General features: G+C 70.3%; 15 protein-coding genes. 6 read left to right on the top strand and 9 right to left on the bottom strand.

The genetic code is table 11. From position 1 onward, the window contains the following. The first annotated feature begins 281 nt into the window (after positions 1-281). Genes GA0070619_RS27230 through GA0070619_RS27215 form a run of 4 tightly spaced genes read left to right on the top strand, consistent with a single transcriptional unit; the run spans position 282 to position 6380 of the window. Positions 282-1085, top strand: a complete 804-nt coding sequence (locus GA0070619_RS27230; protein WP_197699575.1) for a MinD/ParA family ATP-binding protein — start codon at positions 282-284, stop codon at positions 1083-1085. A gap of 14 nt (positions 1086-1099) precedes the next feature. Then, the gene (gene eccCa / locus GA0070619_RS27225; RefSeq protein ID WP_088950663.1) at positions 1100-5059 is read left to right on the top strand and encodes a type VII secretion protein EccCa; all 3960 of its coding nucleotides are present in this window, start codon (positions 1100-1102) and stop codon (positions 5057-5059) included. Continuing rightward, entirely contained in the window at positions 5059-5418 is a 360-nt protein-coding gene (locus GA0070619_RS27220; RefSeq protein ID WP_088950662.1) for a hypothetical protein, read from the top strand. The genes eccCa and GA0070619_RS27220 overlap by 1 nt, the downstream gene beginning before the upstream one ends. Then, positions 5415-6380: a DUF6177 family protein gene (locus GA0070619_RS27215; protein ID WP_197699574.1), complete on the top strand. Its 966-nt coding sequence runs from the start codon at positions 5415-5417 to the stop codon at positions 6378-6380. The genes GA0070619_RS27220 and GA0070619_RS27215 overlap by 4 nt, the downstream gene beginning before the upstream one ends. An 84-nt stretch (positions 6381-6464) precedes the next feature. Here GA0070619_RS27215 and GA0070619_RS27210 read toward each other — a convergent pair whose 3' ends face one another. After that, the gene (locus GA0070619_RS27210) at positions 6465-7394 is read right to left on the bottom strand and encodes an RNA polymerase subunit sigma-70 (RefSeq protein ID WP_088950660.1); all 930 of its coding nucleotides are present in this window, start codon (positions 7392-7394) and stop codon (positions 6465-6467) included. A 136-nt stretch (positions 7395-7530) separates the two neighbouring features. On the opposite strand from GA0070619_RS27210, the gene GA0070619_RS27205 reads away from it, so the two are divergent. Together GA0070619_RS27205 and GA0070619_RS32580 are read left to right on the top strand one after the other, a co-directional pair. After that, positions 7531-8238, top strand: coding sequence for a DUF899 family protein (locus GA0070619_RS27205; RefSeq protein ID WP_088950659.1), 708 nt, complete (start codon positions 7531-7533; stop codon positions 8236-8238). A gap of 112 nt (positions 8239-8350) precedes the next feature. Then, positions 8351-8536 carry a hypothetical protein gene (locus GA0070619_RS32580; protein WP_157744089.1) on the top strand — a complete coding sequence of 62 codons (186 nt, stop codon included), beginning with the start codon at positions 8351-8353 and terminating at the stop codon, positions 8534-8536. Positions 8537-8695: 159 nt separating this feature from the next. Here GA0070619_RS32580 and GA0070619_RS27195 read toward each other — a convergent pair whose 3' ends face one another. From GA0070619_RS27195 to GA0070619_RS27160, 8 genes are all read right to left on the bottom strand, one after another. After that, on the bottom strand, positions 8696-9031 hold the full coding sequence (locus GA0070619_RS27195) for a toxin-antitoxin system YwqK family antitoxin (protein WP_088950657.1): 336 nt from the start codon (positions 9029-9031) through the stop codon (positions 8696-8698). Between the two features lie 100 nt (positions 9032-9131). Beyond that, a complete protein-coding gene (locus GA0070619_RS27190) occupies positions 9132-9827 on the bottom strand; it encodes a hypothetical protein (RefSeq protein WP_088950656.1) in 696 nt (231 codons plus the stop codon). After that, positions 9824-12205, bottom strand: coding sequence for a hypothetical protein (locus GA0070619_RS27185; protein ID WP_088950655.1), 2382 nt, complete (start codon positions 12203-12205; stop codon positions 9824-9826). Before GA0070619_RS27185 ends, GA0070619_RS27190 begins: the two co-directional genes overlap by 4 nt. Beyond that, the gene (locus tag GA0070619_RS27180) at positions 12202-12561 is read right to left on the bottom strand and encodes a DUF6507 family protein (RefSeq protein WP_088950654.1); all 360 of its coding nucleotides are present in this window, start codon (positions 12559-12561) and stop codon (positions 12202-12204) included. Before GA0070619_RS27180 ends, GA0070619_RS27185 begins: the two co-directional genes overlap by 4 nt. Before the next feature lie 37 nt (positions 12562-12598). Further along, positions 12599-12904 carry a pore-forming ESAT-6 family protein gene (locus GA0070619_RS27175; protein ID WP_088950653.1) on the bottom strand — a complete coding sequence of 102 codons (306 nt, stop codon included), beginning with the start codon at positions 12902-12904 and terminating at the stop codon, positions 12599-12601. Positions 12905-12925: 21 nt separating this feature from the next. Further along, a complete protein-coding gene (locus tag GA0070619_RS27170) occupies positions 12926-13261 on the bottom strand; it encodes a hypothetical protein (protein ID WP_088950652.1) in 336 nt (111 codons plus the stop codon). A gap of 154 nt (positions 13262-13415) precedes the next feature. Next, a complete protein-coding gene (locus tag GA0070619_RS27165) occupies positions 13416-14015 on the bottom strand; it encodes a class I SAM-dependent methyltransferase (RefSeq protein ID WP_088950651.1) in 600 nt (199 codons plus the stop codon). A gap of 288 nt (positions 14016-14303) precedes the next feature. Continuing rightward, positions 14304-17534, bottom strand: a complete 3231-nt coding sequence (locus GA0070619_RS27160) for a S8 family serine peptidase (protein WP_088950650.1) — start codon at positions 17532-17534, stop codon at positions 14304-14306. Positions 17535-17598: the final 64 nt, after the last annotated feature.

Raw genomic sequence — 17598 nt, 5'->3', positions numbered from 1 at the left:
TGAGCGCTCCACCGGTGCCCGGCCCGACCCACTCCGGGGGGCACGGACCGTACCCACCACAGCGGCGGGTGCAGGACGGCTCGACCACCCCCGCTGCCGCTCCTCGCCAGCCGGCGTCGGCACCGCAGGCACCGCCGCAGCCCGCGCAGGCACCCCGACCGGCACCGACGCCCCGGGCACCTGGCGATCCTGCGGGGTCGGAGCCGAACGACCTGTCAATCGTCCGGCGGATCCGTGCCGGCGATCCGCCACTGCGGCGAATGTGGCGCAGCGCCAGCAGAATGTTCACCAGCAGCCGGGCGACCCGGGCGCTCGCCGACCTCGCCGCCGAGGTGCAGGTGCCGGTGCACACCGGCCGGCGGATCGCGGTGGCCTCCGTGCATGGTGGGGCAGGAAAGACCACGGTGGCGGCGGTGCTGGCATCGGTCTTCGCGGCGCGCCGGTCCGATCCGGTGCTCGCCGCCGACGCCGACCCGTACGAGGGCTCGCTGACCTGGCGGCTCGGCGTGCCGAGCGAACCGCCCCTGGACCGGCTGGCACCCGACCTGATCGGGGCACGGGGCGGTGATCTCCGCGCGCTCGAACCGTTCCTTCCGCGCACCGGCACGGGCCTGTGGGTGCTGCCGAGCGGCACCGCGAACCCGACCCTGTGCAGCGAGGTGACGCGGTCACTGTCGCGCCTCTTCGCTGTCGCCGTCGTCGACTGCCCGCCTGGCCTGGAGTCGCGTACCGCGGCGGCGGCCATGTCCGACGCGCACTCGGTGGTGCTCGTCGCCGCGGCGACGCCGGATGGGGTCCGGGCCACCTACCAGGCACTGCGGCGGATCATCGACAGCGGGTACGGGTCGTGGCTGGCACGTGTGGTGGTCGTCCTGAACTCCAGCAACCCCGATGGCCGGGCCGCCCTCGTCGACGACGCCGCGCGCGAGCTGATCGAGCAGACAGCCGTACCGGTGGTGGTGTTGCCCTACGACCGTCACCTGGCTGCCGGCGCGCTCATCACGCCGTCGCGGATCGGTGAGGCGACGCTCGTCGAGGCGACCCGCGCGGCCGCGTTCGCCCTGGCTGCGGCCAGGCGGATGTAAGCGGAGGACGCCCGATGTCGACGCGCATGGTGCACCGCCCCACCCGGATGGCCCGCCCGGCATCCACCATGGACCCGCTCGTGCTGGACGCACCACCGCAGCTGCCCGACGGCCGATCCGCGGTGGGGCTCCAGGCGCTGCTGCCGATGGCCGGGGCGGGGGTGGCGATGAGCATGATGATGTTCATGCGCGGCTCCGGCTTCGCGGCGTTGGGTGCGGTGGTCATGGTCGTCGCGCTGGCCGCTGCCGGGGCGATGTACCTCACCCAGCTCGGCAAGGCCGGTCGGCAGCGCCGGGTCCAGCGCGAGCGGTACCAGGACTACCTGGAAGAGCTACGCGAGCAACTGCGCGAGGACGAGCAGCGCCTCCAGGAGCAGGCGACAGTGCTCGACCCGCCGGTCAGTCGACTGCTCGACGTCGTGCGCAGCCCGGCGCGGTTGTGGGAGCGCCGCCGCGCCGACATCGACTTCCTGCGGGTACGGGTCGGCATGGGCGCGCTGCCCGTCCGGCCGATCCAACTGCGCGAGCAGAGCACACCGACCAACCCCCTAGACCCGTTCATGCGCCACGAGGCCCACTCGCTGATGCGCCGCTTCGAACTGACGCCGGGGCTGCCGCTGCGGGTCGACCTGGACTGCGCCGGCGATGTCAGCGTGATCTCACCGGACCACCAGGAGGTGGTCGCCCTCGCCAGCGCCATCCTCGTCCAGGTCGCCGCGTTCCACGCCCCCGACGACGTGACGCTCGCGATCGTCACCACCCCGGAGCGGGCGGTGACCTGGCAATGGGCGCGCTGGCTGCCGCACCTGCTCGACCGGACGTCGATCGGCCCGAGTGGCCCGACCCCGCTGCTGGTCACCGCCCCCGAGACGCTCGCCGAGCTGCTCGCCGTGGACCTGGAGGAGCGGGCCACCAACGCGCTCAAGTCCTTCCGCCACAACGCAGGGCGCGCCGAGGCCCGTACGCGCTCGAGGTTGCTGGTCATCGACGATGCCCACGGCGAGGTCGCACGCGGGTTGGCGAGCCCCGACCAGTTCGTGAGCCTCGGGAGCCTCGGTGTCACAGTCGTGCACCTGCTCGCCGACCGGCTGCACGAGCCCGGCGACATCTCCCGGCGGATCACCATCGACGGCAGCTCACTCGTCCTGGAGGACCTCACCGCGTCGCCGCCGATGACCGTGACCGGCACTGTCGACGAGGTGCCGGTGCCGCTCGTCGAGGGCCTCGCCCGGGGGATCGCACCGCTGCGGCTGTCGGCCGACTCCTACGACGACGGCACGGGCACCCCGCCGGCGGACTTCCAGGATCTGCTGGGGCTGTCCGATCCCACGAACCTGGACCTCGCCACGCTGTGGCGGCCGCGGGGCGAGCGCGACTTCCTGCGCGTACCGATCGGGGTCGACCCGGTGGGACGCCCGGTGCTGCTCGACCTGAAGGAGTCCGCGCAGCTCGGGATGGGTCCGCACGGGTTGTGCGTCGGTGCCACCGGGTCGGGCAAGAGTGAGCTGTTGCGGACGCTCGTGCTCGCCCTGGCGGCGAGCCACCCGCCCGACCGGTTGGCGATGGTGCTCGTCGACTACAAGGGTGGCGCGACGTTCGCACCGTTCGCCGAGATGCCGCACGTCTCCGGGCTGATCACCAACCTGGTCGCCGACGCCGCGCTGGTGGAACGGATGTACACCAGCCTCGACGGCGAGGTGCAGCGCCGCCAGCAGTTGCTCGCCGACGCGGGCAAGGTCACCGACATCGTCGAGTACCACCTGCTCCGCGCGGTGCAGGGCGAACGCAGCACCCTCCCACCGCTGCCGCATCTGCTCGTGCTCATCGACGAGTTCGGCGAGCTGCTCGCCGCCAAGTCGGAGTTCATCGACCTGTTCCTCCGGATCGGGCGGATCGGCCGGTCCATCGGGGTGCACCTGCTGCTGTCCAGTCAGCGGGTCGAGCAGGGCAAGATGCGCGGCCTGGAAAACTACCTGGCCTACCGCCTCGGGCTGCGCACGCTCACCGAGATGGAGTCGCGCACCGTTCTCGACACGGTCGACGCGTTCCAGTTGCCGCCGTTGCCCGGCAACGGGTATTTGAAGGTCGACGTCTCGATCTACCAGCGGTTCAAGGCCGCCTACGTGTCCGGCCCGCTCACCGACGGCGCCGAAGCCGAGTTCGCCCCGATCGTCGGCCCGTTGGCGAAGCCGATGCCGGTGTTCGGCACCGTCCGCCGGGACACCGATGACGACGCACCCGAGGAGCCGAAGGCGACCAGACGCACCACCGGCCCGACGCTGCTGTCGACAGTGGTGGAGCAGATGTCGATGAGCGACCAGCGTGTCCAGGCGATCTGGCTACCGCCGCTGCCGGCCGCGCTCACCCTCGACCAGGCGGTCGGTGGGATCCGCAGCACCCCGGACGGGCTCCGCCTGGACATCGCCGAGCAGGCTGCCACCGGGCTGCCGGTGCCGCTGGGCCGCCTCGACGACCCGGCCCGCCAGTGGCAGGGCCCCTGGCTGATCGACCTGGCCGTGGGCGGGGGCAACGCCCTCGTACTCGGTGGACCCGGCACCGGCAAGACGACAGCGCTGCGCACCCTGGCGCTGGGCCTGGCCACCACCTACCGTCCGACCGACGTCGGGATCTACGGCATCGACCTGCTGGGCAACGGATTGGCCGGCCTGGCCGAGCTGCCCCACGTCGGCGGCGTCGCCAGTCGAGAGGACCGCGAGCGCATTCGACGCACCGTCGACGAGGTGCACGCGATGCTCGCGCAACGTCAGCGCATCTATACCCAGCACCAGTTCGACACGATCAACGACCTGCGTGCCGCCGACGAGCGCGTACGCGCGGAGGTCGGCTGCGTCGACGTGGTGCTGTTGATCGACGGGTACGGCCAGCTCAACGCCGAGTTCGAGAGCCTCGAACCCAAGGTGCACGACCTGCTCGCCCGGGGTGGCCGCTACGGCATCCACGTCATCGGCACCGCCCGGCGGTGGAACGAGGTGCGCGCCGCGCAGCAGGTCGCCTTCGCCAACCGGATCGAGCTGCGGCTCACCGAGCCCGCCGAGTCCAGCATTGACGGCAGGCTGGCCCGGGGTATCCCGGCGGACCAGGCCGGCCGGGCGCTGACCAGCGGCAAGCTGTTCGCCCAGGTTGCCCTTCCGCGCCTGGACGGCCAGCCCGACCCGTCGAACGCCGGCCTGGTCGCGGCCGTGCAGTCGGTACGAGGATCGTGGTCGGGGCCCGTGCCGCCGCCCGTCCGGGTGCTGCCCGCGGTGCTGCCGGTGGCCGACCTCGCCGGCACGCCGGCCGGGCACGGGGTGGTGCCGTTCGGCCGGTTCGAGAGCGACTTCACCCCTGCCGTGCTCGACCTCTTCGGCCGCGACCAGCACCTCCTCGTCCTCGGCGATCCGCGGACCGGCAAGACGAACCTGCTGCGGCTGGTGGCCGAGGAGTTGATGGGGCAGTTCACCTCCGACGAGCTGGTGTTCGCCGTGTTCGATCCGCGTCGGGGGCTCGCCGACGTGGTGCCGGAGTCCTACCTCGGTGGTTACGCCACCAACGCGACACTCGCCCAGCAGTTGTCTGCGGCGGTGTGCAAGGAGCTGGCGAAGAGGCAGCCGTCCGAGGCGGCACGTCCACGGATCGTGCTGCTCATCGACGACTACGACATCCTCGCCGCGTCGGCCAGCCAACCGCTCGGCGCGTTCGTCCCGTACGTGGCGGCCGGGCGCGACACCGGGCTGCACGTCGTGATGACCCGCCGGGTGTCCGGCGCCTCACGTGGCCTGTTCGAGCCGTTCCCGCTGGCCGTGCGCGAGGCCGGCTGCCTGGGCCTGCTCATGTCCGGTGACCGGACGGAGGGGCAACTGTTCACTGGCGTACGGCCGATGGTCCTACCGGCGGGGCGCGGGCAGCTCATCCGCCCCGGGCACCCCCCACGCATGACCCAGACCGCGTACCTCGGCGAGACCAAGGAGCACTGATGACGTACGACACGGTGGCCCTGTGCCGCGCCGAGCCCGACGCTGCCGCGATGCTCGGCGCCCTGCTCGCGGTCGGGTCCGACCTCAAGATGGACACTGTCGACTCGGCCGGGCTGGTGCAGTTGTTCGACCCCGGCGACGGGCGGCTGCTGCTGACCGTCGAGACCGCGCGACTGGTCCAGGTGCCAGGGGAGGCGGAGCGGCTGCTCGGGGTCACGCTCGACGACTCCTTCGGCGGCCGCGTCTGGTGGGTGGAGAGCCGGGCACCCGACGGCGACCCGCAGGCCGCCGAGGTGACCCGCCGCTTCACCGCCGCGCTCGTATCGATAACGGGAGGGCTGACATGGGCGGACCGATGACGGGGACGACCGACACGATCAGCGACAAGGCCATCGTCCTGCACCAGCACCGTACGGTGGTCGGCCTGTCGCCCTGGCTCGCCGAAGCCGCTGTCGACGCGGTCCGCAACGGGCTGATGCTCCAGCTCGTCACTCCGGCCGACGGCTTCATCACGTACCCGGTCGAGGTGATGCTCGCGCAGGCACAGGGGCAGTGGGTGGTGCGCGCCGACGACCAGTACCGCGACGGGCTCACCGGCCTGCCGCTGCAGTGGGACGGCCACCGCTTCTCGTCCGCCAACGGCTCCCAGGGCGCCGGGGCGCTGCCGGCCTCCGACCCGTGGACCGGCGGCCTGGAGATCCAGATCGTCACGCTGCACCCGGCCACCGAGGCCCTGGACCTCGGCGCCAGCACCGAGGCCGCCGTGCGCGCTCTCACCGGCAACGATCCGGCCGGGTGGGGCGTCGCCGAGCCGGTGACCGAGACGTGGTCGCGCCGCGACCTCACGTCCTTCTGTCGTACGCGCGCACCGGCACCGACCAGCGTGGCGGTCGTCGGCGGCGACAACCGGTCGGCGCTGCTCGGTGTCCTCACTGTCGAGCGGGTCGACGTCGGCGTCCGCGAACAACTCCGGCTGGCCGGCCCCCCACTGTCGGCTGTTGACGAGGCGACGATCGAGGCACTCGCCGAGAAGCTGGCGTCGACCGTCCGCAGCATGATCGTGGCCGTGCACCCGGGCCGGTCCGGCGGAGTGCGGTCCAGCACGCCGAGCCTTCCCGCGCTGCCGTGGGGCATCCTGGTCGGCCGTCAGGAACAGGCGCTCGACTCCGAGCCCGAGGTGATTCCGGGCCGGGCGCTCGGCCGGGGGGCGCGGCGAGCCTGGTGGTACAGAGTGGACACCGGGCCGGGCGCCCCGTACGAGAACCTTGCGGCAGTGCTGCGCAGGTACGGCCTGCGTGCCGACCGCCAAGGCACCGGCTGAGGGATCAACGAGCCGTTGCGCGAGATTCTTCGCCGACCGCTTGTCAGCATCACCTGCTCAGCTCCGCCGCCTAGTACTCCAACGTCACTTGGCTTCGGCGTTGAGCGTGGCGGGCATGCTGAAGGCGGCGACGTGACGGGCACCGATGAAGGCGTTGCTCTCTACGATCTTCCCGTTCTCGATCCGGAGTACGTCGACGACCAACGCCTCGTAGTGCGGGCTGCCGGGCCGGCGGAGATAGTTGATCAGTGCCGGGCGCCCGTTGGCCGACGTGGGGAACGTACGCCAGTCGAGCGGTCGGCCGAGGAACTCCGCGGCCGCGTCGATCCCGACGACCGGCGGCTCGGGCGGCATCGTGATCCGTACGTCCTCGGCGAGCAGTGCCCGGAAAGTCTCCGGGTCCTTCGCGTTGGCGTAGCGGCGCAGGATCTCTTCGTCCTCACTGGTGAGCTGCGGGCGGCGCCAGTCCTTCGGGTCCGACGGAGCGCGCCGCCGGAGGGTGTGGCGGGCCCGCTGGAGGAGGCTGTTGACGGCCGCTACGGCGGTGTCGAGCGCGGCGGCGATCTCCTGCGGCGTCCAGCCGTAGACGTCGCGCAGCACGAAGGCCGCCCGCTGCCGCGGCGGCAGGTACATGAGCGCTGCGATCACGGCCAGCTCGACGGTCTCCCGGGCGGCGAGACCGGTCTGCGGATCGTCGGCCAGCAGGGCGTCGGGATAGGGACCGAGCTCGGTGGACCACTCCAGCGGATCACCGTACGGTACCGTCCGGTGACCGGCCGCCTTGCGGCTGTCGAGGAAGACGTTCGTGGCGATCCGGTAGAACCAGGTGCGCGCCGACGCCCGACCCTCGAAGCGGTCGCGAGCCCGCCAGGCGCGCAGGAAGGTCTCCTGCACCAGGTCCTCCGCGTCGGTGACGTTCCCGGCGAGGCGGTAGCAGTGGACGTGTAGCTCACGCCGGTGCTCGTCGAAGGCGCGCTGCAGCCAGACCGCCTGCTCATCAGGCGAGTCGGACATGTGATCTCCCCGGGGCTGACTGGTCCTCACAACCGTACTGACGACCGCGGACCCATCCGTCATCGGTCACCGATGACGATCGCCGACTCGGTCGTCTGTATCTGTGACCGATCCCCACTCCACGAAGGAGATAGCCATGACGGCAACCCCCGCGTCCAGCGCCGCCGCGCCCCCGGTCGTCGACCGGGAGACCTGGCTGCGCGAGCGCGACGAACTGCTGGTCCGGGAGAAGGCCCATACCCGCGAAGGAGACGCGATCGCAGCCGCTCGTCGTCAGCTGCCGATGACCTTGATGCCGACGGTGACGGTGCGGGGCCCAGGCGGGGACACCCCGCTGGTGGAGGTGTTCGAGGGCCGCCGGATGCTCATCGCCTACTTCCACATGTGGCACGACGGTAAACCGCACGAGCATCAGTGTGAGGGGTGCACCTTCTCGACCTGTCACATGCAGATGCTGGACTACCTGCACGCTCGGGACGTCACCTACGCCGTGTTCTGCGAGGGTCCCTACGACGAAAGTGCCCCGTTCGCGGAGTTCATGGGCTACAGGTTCCCCTGGTATTCGGCGAAAGACTCCGACCCGGCTCTGGCCGACGGTCGTGACTTCGGGTTCATCGCGTGCTACCTGCGCGACGGCGACAAGGTCTACGAGACCTACTGGACCACCGGGCGGGGCGTGGAGGCATTGATGACCACCTACCACGCCCTGGACCTCACGGTGTACGGCCGGCAGGAGAACTGGGAAAACTCGCCTGAAGGCTGGCCGCGGGTCACCGGGCACCCGTGGCGTCTCAACGGCCGCCCCACCGCGCAATGGTCACGCCCCGGCGTCGCACCGCGATGACGTCCTGATGATCGCGATGATCATGCTCGGGTCGGCCGCGGTGTCAGCCTGCTGCTGCGTCGTGCCGCGGGCGGGCGCTTCCCGCAGAGCCCGAATACTTGCGGGTGCGACAGTGGCTGTCGTGGCCGCGGTGACCCTCGACGCCGCACCAGTTGTGCAGCACGCGGGCACGCTGCTGCTCCTGGCCTTGGCGGTGGCAATCGTCGTCGGCGGTCCGACCGAGCGCGGCCCGGAGCTGGAGTGGCACCGTATGGCCGGGGGCCGTGCTCATGGCGCTCGCGCCGCCACGGCGGCTTAATTCTGCTGGATGACGACCGTACTCGTCCGGCTGCGCAATCGACCGATCACGGACCTGCTCCGTTGGGAGCACCTGGCCATGGGGGCAAGCCTCGCGGCCATGATCTTCTTCATGAGCTAGCCGAGCAAGCCAGTCGGCAGATCAGATGACGTTGGAGTACTAGTTCTTGATCGGGGTGCCGTCCTCGGCCCAGCGCTGGCGGCTGAGCAGCTTGCCCTGGTCGTCGAACTCGACACGGGCAGCGGGGTTGCCGTTGCGGTGCCACTCCTCGTGGACGCCGACAGCTATGCCATAGCGCACACTGCCCTCCGCCTTGCGCTCGCCACTCGGGTACCACTCGGCGGAGGGGCCGTCCTCCATGCCCTTGAAGTACGTGGTGAGGGCGATGACCTGACCCTGCGGTGAGCGTTCGACCACCTCGCCGGTGAAGAGTTCGCCCTGGTGGGTCACCCGCAGGTCGTCCTCGATTTCAACGTCGTCGTACTCGACTCGCATGTGCCTACTCCGGGGGGTGACGGATCCCGAGTCGTCGTGACCACGGCACAGGACCAGGGCCGACACCGCCTCGAGGGTGGCCGCCGCACTCGCGACGGCCCTAGATCGGCTCGTGTGCGTGGTCGATGAACGAGCTCACACTCTCCGCCTCGGCGCGGGTCTTCTCGTGCAGGCCCTGGTCGTTGGCCAGTCGATCGAAGTAGCTCTTCTGGTCGGGGCCCCCGAGATCAAGAATCGTCGGGATGGTGATGATCGTCAGACGCCACTGCAGACGAGGAGTGGCTTCCTTGAGCAGGTCGACCACTCGGGCCCGCTCCCAATCGTCCAGATGCTCAGGCCCAACGCCGCGGAGCCATCGAACCAGACTCTCCGTCGCCCCTTGCACGATGAAGAAGACCCACGACCGACCGATGCTGTCAACGACCTCGTCCGGTGGCGTCGTCCAGCTGGCACCGAAGACGTCCTCCGGGTCCAGGTACGCCTCGGCCCAGTCGCGCACCCTCTCGGGCGTGACGTCGGCGAGGGTCGGCATCGACTGCTTGAGCCCCGCGTAGAGGATGAACCAATAGTCGTCGAAGAACTCCTTGGGAAGCCCCCAGTCGGTCTCGTCGCCGTAACGGTCCCTGACGTCCACCAGGTAGGCGAGACACATCTCCAACGCCTGTAGGGCTTCAGCCCGCTGCTGTGGGTCGGGCAACAGCTCTCGTGTCGCCTTGCCACGCTCGACGGGATCCGCCAGCCGCCACGGAAGTGGCAGGGCGGCCAGCAATTCGGGGGCAACCCAGGGACCGGTCACAGGAAATCAACTCCGTAGGGCCTGAGGAAGTCACGCGCGGCGTCGAGGTTCGGCAGGTGTTCGCCGAACCAGGCAGCCGGCTTCTTCATCGGGTGCGCCGGGTCGACGGCGGCCCGTTCCACCGCCTGGTGCAGCGTGTTCATCTGCTCACCCGACAAGGTACGCCCGCCGATCGTAATCGGTACGTTCTGGGCGGCGAGCCGTTCGATCGCCATTTGCGGCGGGTTGTTGCCAGCGCGACTGAAGAGCCCCGTCCAACCCTCGTCGGTGCCGACCCGGATGCTGACCTCCCGGCCCGGCGCGGCGTCACGCCACTCGAGCATGCGTTCCAACTGAGCGGGGTCGGATCGGAACTTGTTGGCCACGGTCTGCGCGGTGGCCTTGACCTCGACCACATGCACGTTGCCGTCAGCGGTCTGGTAGACGAGATCGGCTTCGGGGATGCGACCGGTGTCGACGACCGTGCCGTTGCCCAGGTTGACCCGTTCGCCAGCGACGACATTCAGACCGATCCTGCTGCCCGGCGCCAGGTCACCGCTCTGGAGCACGTCGTTCGCGGCGCGCAACTCCGTCGCCGCGCCATCGAAGGCGGAGCGGTCCCCGCTGAGGTTGTCGAGCATGTCGCGGAAGATGTCTCCCTGCCGGTCGACGCTTCCCGCCAGCCGACCGGAGTCCTGAAGGTCCATGAAGTCCCGGACGGCCTGGTTGGCCATACCGTCCGGCAGGTCGGTACGGGCGAGCAGGTTCTCCACCTGGGCCCGCGCTGCAGGACCCAGACGCTCGGCCTGATCGACGAACCGCTGCTGCTCGGCCGGGGTGAGATCCCGCCCTCGGTCCGGGCTTCCCCCGCCCGGTGTGGTGTCGTCGGGGACGTTGCCGGGTGTGGTGTCGTCGGGGACGTTGCCCGGCGTCGTGTCGTCCGGGACGTTGCCCGGCGTGGTGTCCTCTGGAAGGTTGCCGGGAGGCGTGTTGTCCTCCGGCAGGTTGCCCGGCGGCGTGTTGTCTTCCGGCATGTTCCGCACGGGTGGCGTGTCTTCGGGCCCGTTACGGACGGGTGTGTTGTCGCCGGGGAGGTTGCCGGTTGTCGACTCTCCCGGGGTACGCCCACCGGGTGTGTTGCCGGGGCCGTTTCCAGCGTCCATGTTCATCGGGTTGCCGCCGCGGTCGTTCGGCATCTCGACGTCGAAGCCGCGTCCGACCGGCACGTCGCCGGCAATGGCGGGCAGGGGCCCGATCTGCGGAATCTGGATGTCGAACTTCTTGGCGAAGTTGATGGCGACCTCGCCGACCGTGGGCAGGTTGTCGAGCCAGTTGCCGGCGCGGACGAGCCCGGCGCCGATTCGGGCGGCGGTCGCGCTGCCCCGGATGCTGTTGACCGCGGCACCTGCGCCGCGTACGCCGGAGCCGGCCCCCTTGGTGCCGATGACGGCGGAAACGATGTTGAACGTGGCGAGGCCGCCGGCCCTCGACTTGTCCTCACTCCACATGTCGTAGGCGATGATGCTCTTGCCGGCGTTGAGGAGAAGGTTGCCCGCCTCGCGCTTCTCCAGGAACGGCATGCCGACCGTCTGGTCGATCACGATGGTGACCGGGTTGATGTAGATGGAGACCGCCCAGACGAACTTGCCGAGGCCCAACCATGACTGGCCGGCGGTGCCCCAGCTCCACTCGCCGGTCGTCGGGTCGCGGCCGATCAGCCCGCCGAGGTCTTCGAGCATGGTGACGAAGCCTTCACCGATGCCACCGAAGAACGCGCCCACGTCACCGAGGAACCCGCGGTCGTGCTCCTCGTTGCTGCCCCAGGGCAGGGCGCCGTCCTCTCCGGCCGCGGCGTTGAGCGTGTCGGCGTTGAAGCCGTACTCGCCGTCGTCGGCTCGGCCGTCGGCGTTGTCGGCGCGGTACTGGCGGCCCCCGTACAGGGCGTTGATTGTGTTGGCGCACTTGCGCTGCGCCTCGAAGAACGCCGCGACCTGCGTGTTCACCGCAGAGATCAGCCCGTTGTGCTGGTTGACCTTGCCCTCGTCCTCACGCCAGTCGTCGTCGTCCTTTGTCGACTCGACGAACTGCTCCGCCTGGCCCTTCAGTGCCGCGAGCTGGGCCTTGATCTCCTTGACCTCGCTGGCGTACGTGGCCAGGGCGGTGCCGACGGCTTGGACGTCCTCACCGACCGAGGCCGACACGGTGCGTATCGGGCCGGAGGCGGCGAACAGTTGTGCCGCCTCCGGTGCCTCGTATACCGCGGCCAACCCCTGCCAGGTGGTGTCGATCGTCTGACCGGTGTTGGCAAAGTCGACACCGGTCGTCTTGATCGTCTGTGCGTGGGTGGCCAACTGCTCCATGTTGCCGGGGATCTGGGGGATCTCCCCCGGATTGATCATCGCGGCACCGCCCCACGGCCCGGCCCCGGCATCGTCGCCGAGGGGTCGGGTGCCGCCGAGGCACTGCGTTGCGCGTTGGCGGCCATGTCCAGATCACCCTGGACGTAGGCGTTGGTCGCCTGTGCCGCCGCATTCATGCACGCCCCCGTGCGAGTGAACACGAACTCGAGGTCCGTTTTGATCGACTCAACGAAGCCCTGAAGTGCCTGGCCGACGATCTCCGAACTCGACTGGACGGCGGAACCCTCCAGCGCCGAGTTGAACTTGGTCATCTGCCCCTCGAACGGGGCGGCCGCGGCATGGGTGCGATTCAGGACGTCGCGCACTCCACCGGGGGAGATATCCCAGGCGCTCACGCTTGTGCTCCCTCGTCAACACTCGATGGAAAACAACTCAGCCGATGGACTGCACCGCCGTGCGCGCCTTGGACAGCGTGGTCGTCGCCGTCTCGTCGTTCTTGACCATCGTGGTCTTGACCAGATCGATGATCGTGCGCACCTCGCCCGCGGCGCGGTTCCACCGATCCTCGACGGTCCGGTATTCCTCGGAGACGCCGTCGGCCTGGAAGTCGGCCATCGCGGCCGACACGTCGGCGCTGCGCTGCGAGATCACGGCCTCCAGCCGGGCGATGATCCCGGCGAGGTCGCTCTGGACCTGCTGCGAGGTGCCCACGTCAAAGCTGCGTCGATCTGTGCTCATAACCTGTCACTCCCCCGGGAATCAGCGGCTGCTCGAGAACCTGGCCGCGTCGAAGTTGGCGGTGCCCGCCGCCGACGACGCGTTGTCGGCCATCTCGGTGTCACCCTGGCCGAACGCGGAATCCATTCCGCCCTGACCGCCCAGAATCGCGCCCAGCGCGGAATTGAGAGAGGCGGTGATCGAATCGGCGTTGGCCTTGAACGAATCGAATGCCACCCGCCCGGCACCGTTGAAGTTGCCCTGCAGCGGTTCAGCGGCAGCGATCAACTGCTTGATCAGGCTGCCGAGATCATCAGACGAACCCTGGGTCTGCTTGGTGAGGCTGCCGAGAGTCTGCGCTCCCATGTCGAACTTCATGCCGCTCCTCCCCGTGCCGGGATGAATAACGTTCGCGGTCAATGCTACGTCACCCGCGCCACCCGGTTGGACATCCACCGGCCGCGATAGATCAAATAGCGGTTGTCTCGGCGGGGCCCCGAAGATGGCCACGCCGCATCGGCAGATGCACGACTCAGTCGGTTGGTGCACCGCTCACACAGGTGAGCACCTGGCTCTTACCGCGAGTGGCGCTTGCTGTGGTTGTCGCGAACCCGTGGGCTTCGAGCAGCATCGTGGTCGAGGTGAGGTTCGCGGTGGCATGTGCGGCTGTGGGCCGTTCGCCGAACACGTAGAGCCGCCCACCAGGCGTCAGCAGGCTCCGCATCCGTTCGATCTGCTGTGTTGCGTCGCCCAGCCAGAAGATGCTGACGTTCACTGCGAAGATCTTGTCGAAACGGAGCGAATCGAAGTCCGCCGACTCGAATCCGACACATCGAATTTCAGCTCGGCCGGCGTTGATATGGGCCATGTTCCGTTTGCTGGCAATTCGCACCATCGTCGCGGCCCGGTCGATGGCGACGATCCGGCCGGTCGTGAGTCGGCTGGCGACCAGAGAAACGGCGGCCCCCCGACCGCATCCGATCTCCAGCACCTTGTCGTCGGATGCGACAGCCATCGTCTGGATCGCCCAGCGCTGCCGGTGGGCGGTCGTCGGCCGCACCGGCTCGTCCGGCGAGGAGGCGGCATCGCCGGTGGCGGAAGCCGGATCGTGGATGGGCAGAGTGCGCTTCACAACGTCACCCGTGGTGCCTGCTCTGCTCACGCATCTGATTCCACCCTGCCGGACGCGTCGGTGCACCGTGTCCTCGATCACCGGTGGCGCGTCCGGCACGCGGAGGCGCGCCGATCAGCGCGCGGGTAAGGGCGCGATGTCCGGTAGGCAGCCGGGCGCCGACCTGCGTGGCCCCGATGGCCTGCGGCGCCGCCATCGGCATGAACGCCAGGCCCGCCGGCACTGAGGTACTGAGGTCCGGTCCGGGGCGGCGGCTCAAGCGGCCGCCACCCCGGACCGGGCAGTGTCTCAGGCGATCCGGTAGGCCCGCTGGATCGTCTCCGTCACCGTGTTGCCGGCGGTGTCGGTGGCCGTCAGACGCAGCGAGACGAACCCGGCTCGCCGGGGGTGACTGATGAGGGCGACGTTCCGGAGCACCGGCAACGCGATCCACGTCCTGCCGTCGTCGAACGACGCGGACACGCCGAGACTGCGGTTGGCCACCGCCGTCGAGCCCGCCTGCCGGTCCAGCGCCAGCGGGATGGTCGTGATCCGGCCCGCCCGGCCCGTGTTGGTGTCGTCGAGCACGGGCGTCGACCGGACCGTCGTCAGCGGCAACCGTTGCGGCGACGTGGTGTGCGCCGACGTGAAGGTCCAGGCCACCGAGACCGACGTCGACAGGGTGTCCGGTGCGCCCCGGGTGGCCGTCGCCTCCAGCCGGTAGGTCGCCTTGCCGGCGGGCACCGCGAACTCGGCCCACGGGCTGTCCGAGGTGCCGATCTCCTTGCCGTCACGCAGTAGCCGGATCTGCACCGGCCGGTCATCGCGGTTCGCGGGGCGACCCGTGGCATCCCCGAACAGGGGCAACGACGCGACCGAGATGGTGTCGCCGTCGCGGCCCGCGTACCCCAGGGGCGACAGCGTCGGTGCCTGGGCCACGGTGGGCCCGAAGGGCGCCGCGTTCCAGGTCTGGGTGTACGACCGGCCCGCCGTGAAGGTCGACGTCTGCGTGGTGGAGTTGTCGCCCTCGACGAACGTGGACGTCCAGCTGATGCCACCGTCGGTGTTGTGGTACTCGGTGCCGCGGAACGGCAGGTCGACCGGCGTCCTCGAACCGATCGGGCCCGAGCCGCCAGGCGCCGCCGCACGGTGCAACCGGACGGCCGTCGTCGCCGTGGACTGGCTCCGGTAGGTCGTCCGTACGGTGGCCAGGTTCTTCGGTGAGAGCTTCCTGGTCAGGCCCGTGAACATGTCGCCCGGGCGGACGTACGCCAGGTCGTACGTGTAGGGGCTGTTCCGGAAGGTGCCGTCCCTGCCCGGTCGGGCGAGCCCGACACCGAGCGTGGCGGTGAACTCGGGTGCCGCGACCGCGGGCCCGATCCGGCCGAAGAAGACGTCCGCGAAGGACACGCCGCTGAGCTGCACGCCGGGATAGCGGAAGCCGTCGTCCCAGTTGGCGCTCACGTTGATCGAGATGGCTGCGGCGTCGCGCTCCGGCACGGTCAACGCGACCGGTTTGGCGTTACGGGCGTCGAGCGCCTCGGTGACCGGGCCGCGTACGTCCAGGACCGGCTGCACGAGCAGGGTCGACACGTCGGCCTCGTGGATGGTGCTCCAGAGCGCGTAACGGCCCGTGGGAAGGCGCAGGATTCCGCCGCCCGGGGCCACGGCGAGGGTGCTGAACTCTCCAGTGGCTAGGTTCGCGGCCACTGTCGTGTACTCGGTGGCCGGCCTGCCGTCGCGTCCGGTGTGGTCGAGCCGTACGTCGTAGCTCTCGATCTCGCGGTTGAGCGCGAACGGCGTCCGTACCCGCAGATCGCCGGCGCCGGTCGCGGTCAGCGCCCCCTGGTAGACGCCGTCCGGGGCGTCCACCCGGGTGTCCACGGTGATCGTCGCCTGGGCGCGGCCACCGGCCGGCACCACCAGGGTGGTCGGGCTGACGGTGAGCATGCCGGACGGGGCCGGGGCGATGCCCAGCGTCAGGGTGACCGGCGCGGTGCCCGTGTTGCGATAGCCGACGACCTGGGTGACCGGGGTGTCGTCGGCGTGCGGCCAGCGCTGGACCGGGAAGTCGATGGCGGCGACCTCGGCGGCGACCGGTTGGGCGACCGCGCGCGCGATGTCGACCCGGCCGGCGCCCTGCTCGTAGATGGTGTCCTCGCCGGTCGGCTTTGCCGAGTCCATCAGGGCGGCCTTGAGCTGCGGGCCGGCCCAGTCCGGGTGCTGCCCGGCGAGGATCGCGGCGGTGCCGGCCACGTGCGGAGTGGCCATCGACGTGCCGGACATGGTGGCGTACTCGCCGCCGGGCGCGGCGGCCACGATGTCGACGCCGGGCGCGCTGATCTCGGGCTTGATGTGGTTGTCGCCGATGCGCGGACCCCGACTGGAGAAGTAGGCCCGCTGGTCGTCGGCGTCGACCGCGGCGACGGCGAGGGCGTCGTCGGCGGAGGCCGGCGAGGACACCGACTTCGGCTTGCCCTCGTTGCCGGCCGCGACCACGAAGAGGGTGCCGTACCGGTGGCTCAACTCCTGGACGGCGGTCTCCAGCGGGTCGAGTCCGGGCGCGTCGTCGCCGCCCACGCTGAGGTTGACCACCCGCGTCTGCGGCGCGAGCCACTGCATGCCGGTGATGATGTCCGAGTCCTGGCACTCGGTGGTGGCGCAGACCTTGCCGACGAGCAGCTTGGCCCCCGGTGCCACACCTCGGTACCTGCCGCCGGACGCGGCGCCACTGCCGACGATGGTCGACGCCACGTGGGTGCCGTGGCCGACCGCGTCGCCGGGGTCGTTGCCGCCGGTGAAGTCCCGGACCTCGGTGAGGTGCCCGGCGAAGTCCGGGTGGTTGGCGTCGATTCCGGTGTCCAGCACGCCGACGGTGACGCCGGTGCCGTCGAACCCGGCCTGCCAGGCCGCCGGCGCACCGATCTGCGGCACGCTGCGATCCAGGGAGACCTTGCGCTTGCCGTCCAGCCAGATGTGGGTGACCCCGGTGGTGAGGGTGCGCGCGGAGGTCGTCCCGCGGGTCAGCGAGGCCCAGAGCGTTACCCGGTCGTCCCGGCCCGCCCGGACCGCGAGCGCGTGGGCGGCCGGCAGGTCGGTCCGCACCCGCCCGTCACCGCCGACGGTCGCGGTCCGCGCCTGCGCCGCCTCGTTCTCGGGGTACGCGACCAGCAGCGGCAACTCGGCTGCCCGGTCGTCGTAGCCCAACTCGCCGAGCGCGGTGAGGTCGAACAGCCGCCGGTCGAGCCGACCGTCGCGCAGCAGTGGCATCGCGTCGACCGGGATGACGTACTGGTGACCGTCCTCCCGACTGCTCACGAACCGCATGCCGGCCCGTCCCTGCGCCCGCTGGATGTCCGGCCGCCCGTCCGCGTCGAGCGTCACCCGGTCACCGGTGATCAGGGTGAAGGCGCCGGAAGTGCCGGAGCCGGCGGCCGTCGGCCTCGTCTGCGCGCTCGCCGGTTGGGCCGCCAGGCCTGCAGCGACCAGCGCGGTCGCGAGTACGCCGGCTGTCAGGGCGCGTCGTTGCCGTCGTCGCACATCGTCCTCTCCGCCACGGGCCTCTCCCGGGACGGCACGATGACGCCTGGCCAGGGCGGCAGGT

The organism is Micromonospora zamorensis (assembly GCF_900090275.1).
Lineage (GTDB): Bacteria > Actinomycetota > Actinomycetes > Mycobacteriales > Micromonosporaceae > Micromonospora > Micromonospora zamorensis.
The sequence above is the reverse complement of the archived record's forward strand: the minus strand, read 5'-3'. Positions and strand labels throughout refer to the sequence as shown.

Bases quoted from the DNA above. Each gene is read 5' to 3' on its own strand.
- GA0070619_RS27230 (WP_197699575.1), top strand. From the start codon at position 282: ATGTTCACCAGCAGCCGGGCGACCCGGGCGCTCGCCGACCTCGCCGCC.
- eccCa (WP_088950663.1), top strand. From the start codon at position 1,100: ATGTCGACGCGCATGGTGCACCGCCCCACCCGGATGGCCCGCCCGGCA.
- GA0070619_RS27220 (WP_088950662.1), top strand. From the start codon at position 5,059: ATGACGTACGACACGGTGGCCCTGTGCCGCGCCGAGCCCGACGCTGCC.
- GA0070619_RS27215 (WP_197699574.1), top strand. From the start codon at position 5,415: ATGACGGGGACGACCGACACGATCAGCGACAAGGCCATCGTCCTGCAC.
- GA0070619_RS27210 (WP_088950660.1), bottom strand. From the start codon at position 7,394: ATGTCCGACTCGCCTGATGAGCAGGCGGTCTGGCTGCAGCGCGCCTTC.
- GA0070619_RS27205 (WP_088950659.1), top strand. From the start codon at position 7,531: ATGACGGCAACCCCCGCGTCCAGCGCCGCCGCGCCCCCGGTCGTCGAC.
- GA0070619_RS27195 (WP_088950657.1), bottom strand. From the start codon at position 9,031: ATGCGAGTCGAGTACGACGACGTTGAAATCGAGGACGACCTGCGGGTG.
- GA0070619_RS27185 (WP_088950655.1), bottom strand. From the start codon at position 12,205: ATGATCAATCCGGGGGAGATCCCCCAGATCCCCGGCAACATGGAGCAG.
- GA0070619_RS27175 (WP_088950653.1), bottom strand. From the start codon at position 12,904: ATGAGCACAGATCGACGCAGCTTTGACGTGGGCACCTCGCAGCAGGTC.
- GA0070619_RS27170 (WP_088950652.1), bottom strand. From the start codon at position 13,261: ATGAAGTTCGACATGGGAGCGCAGACTCTCGGCAGCCTCACCAAGCAG.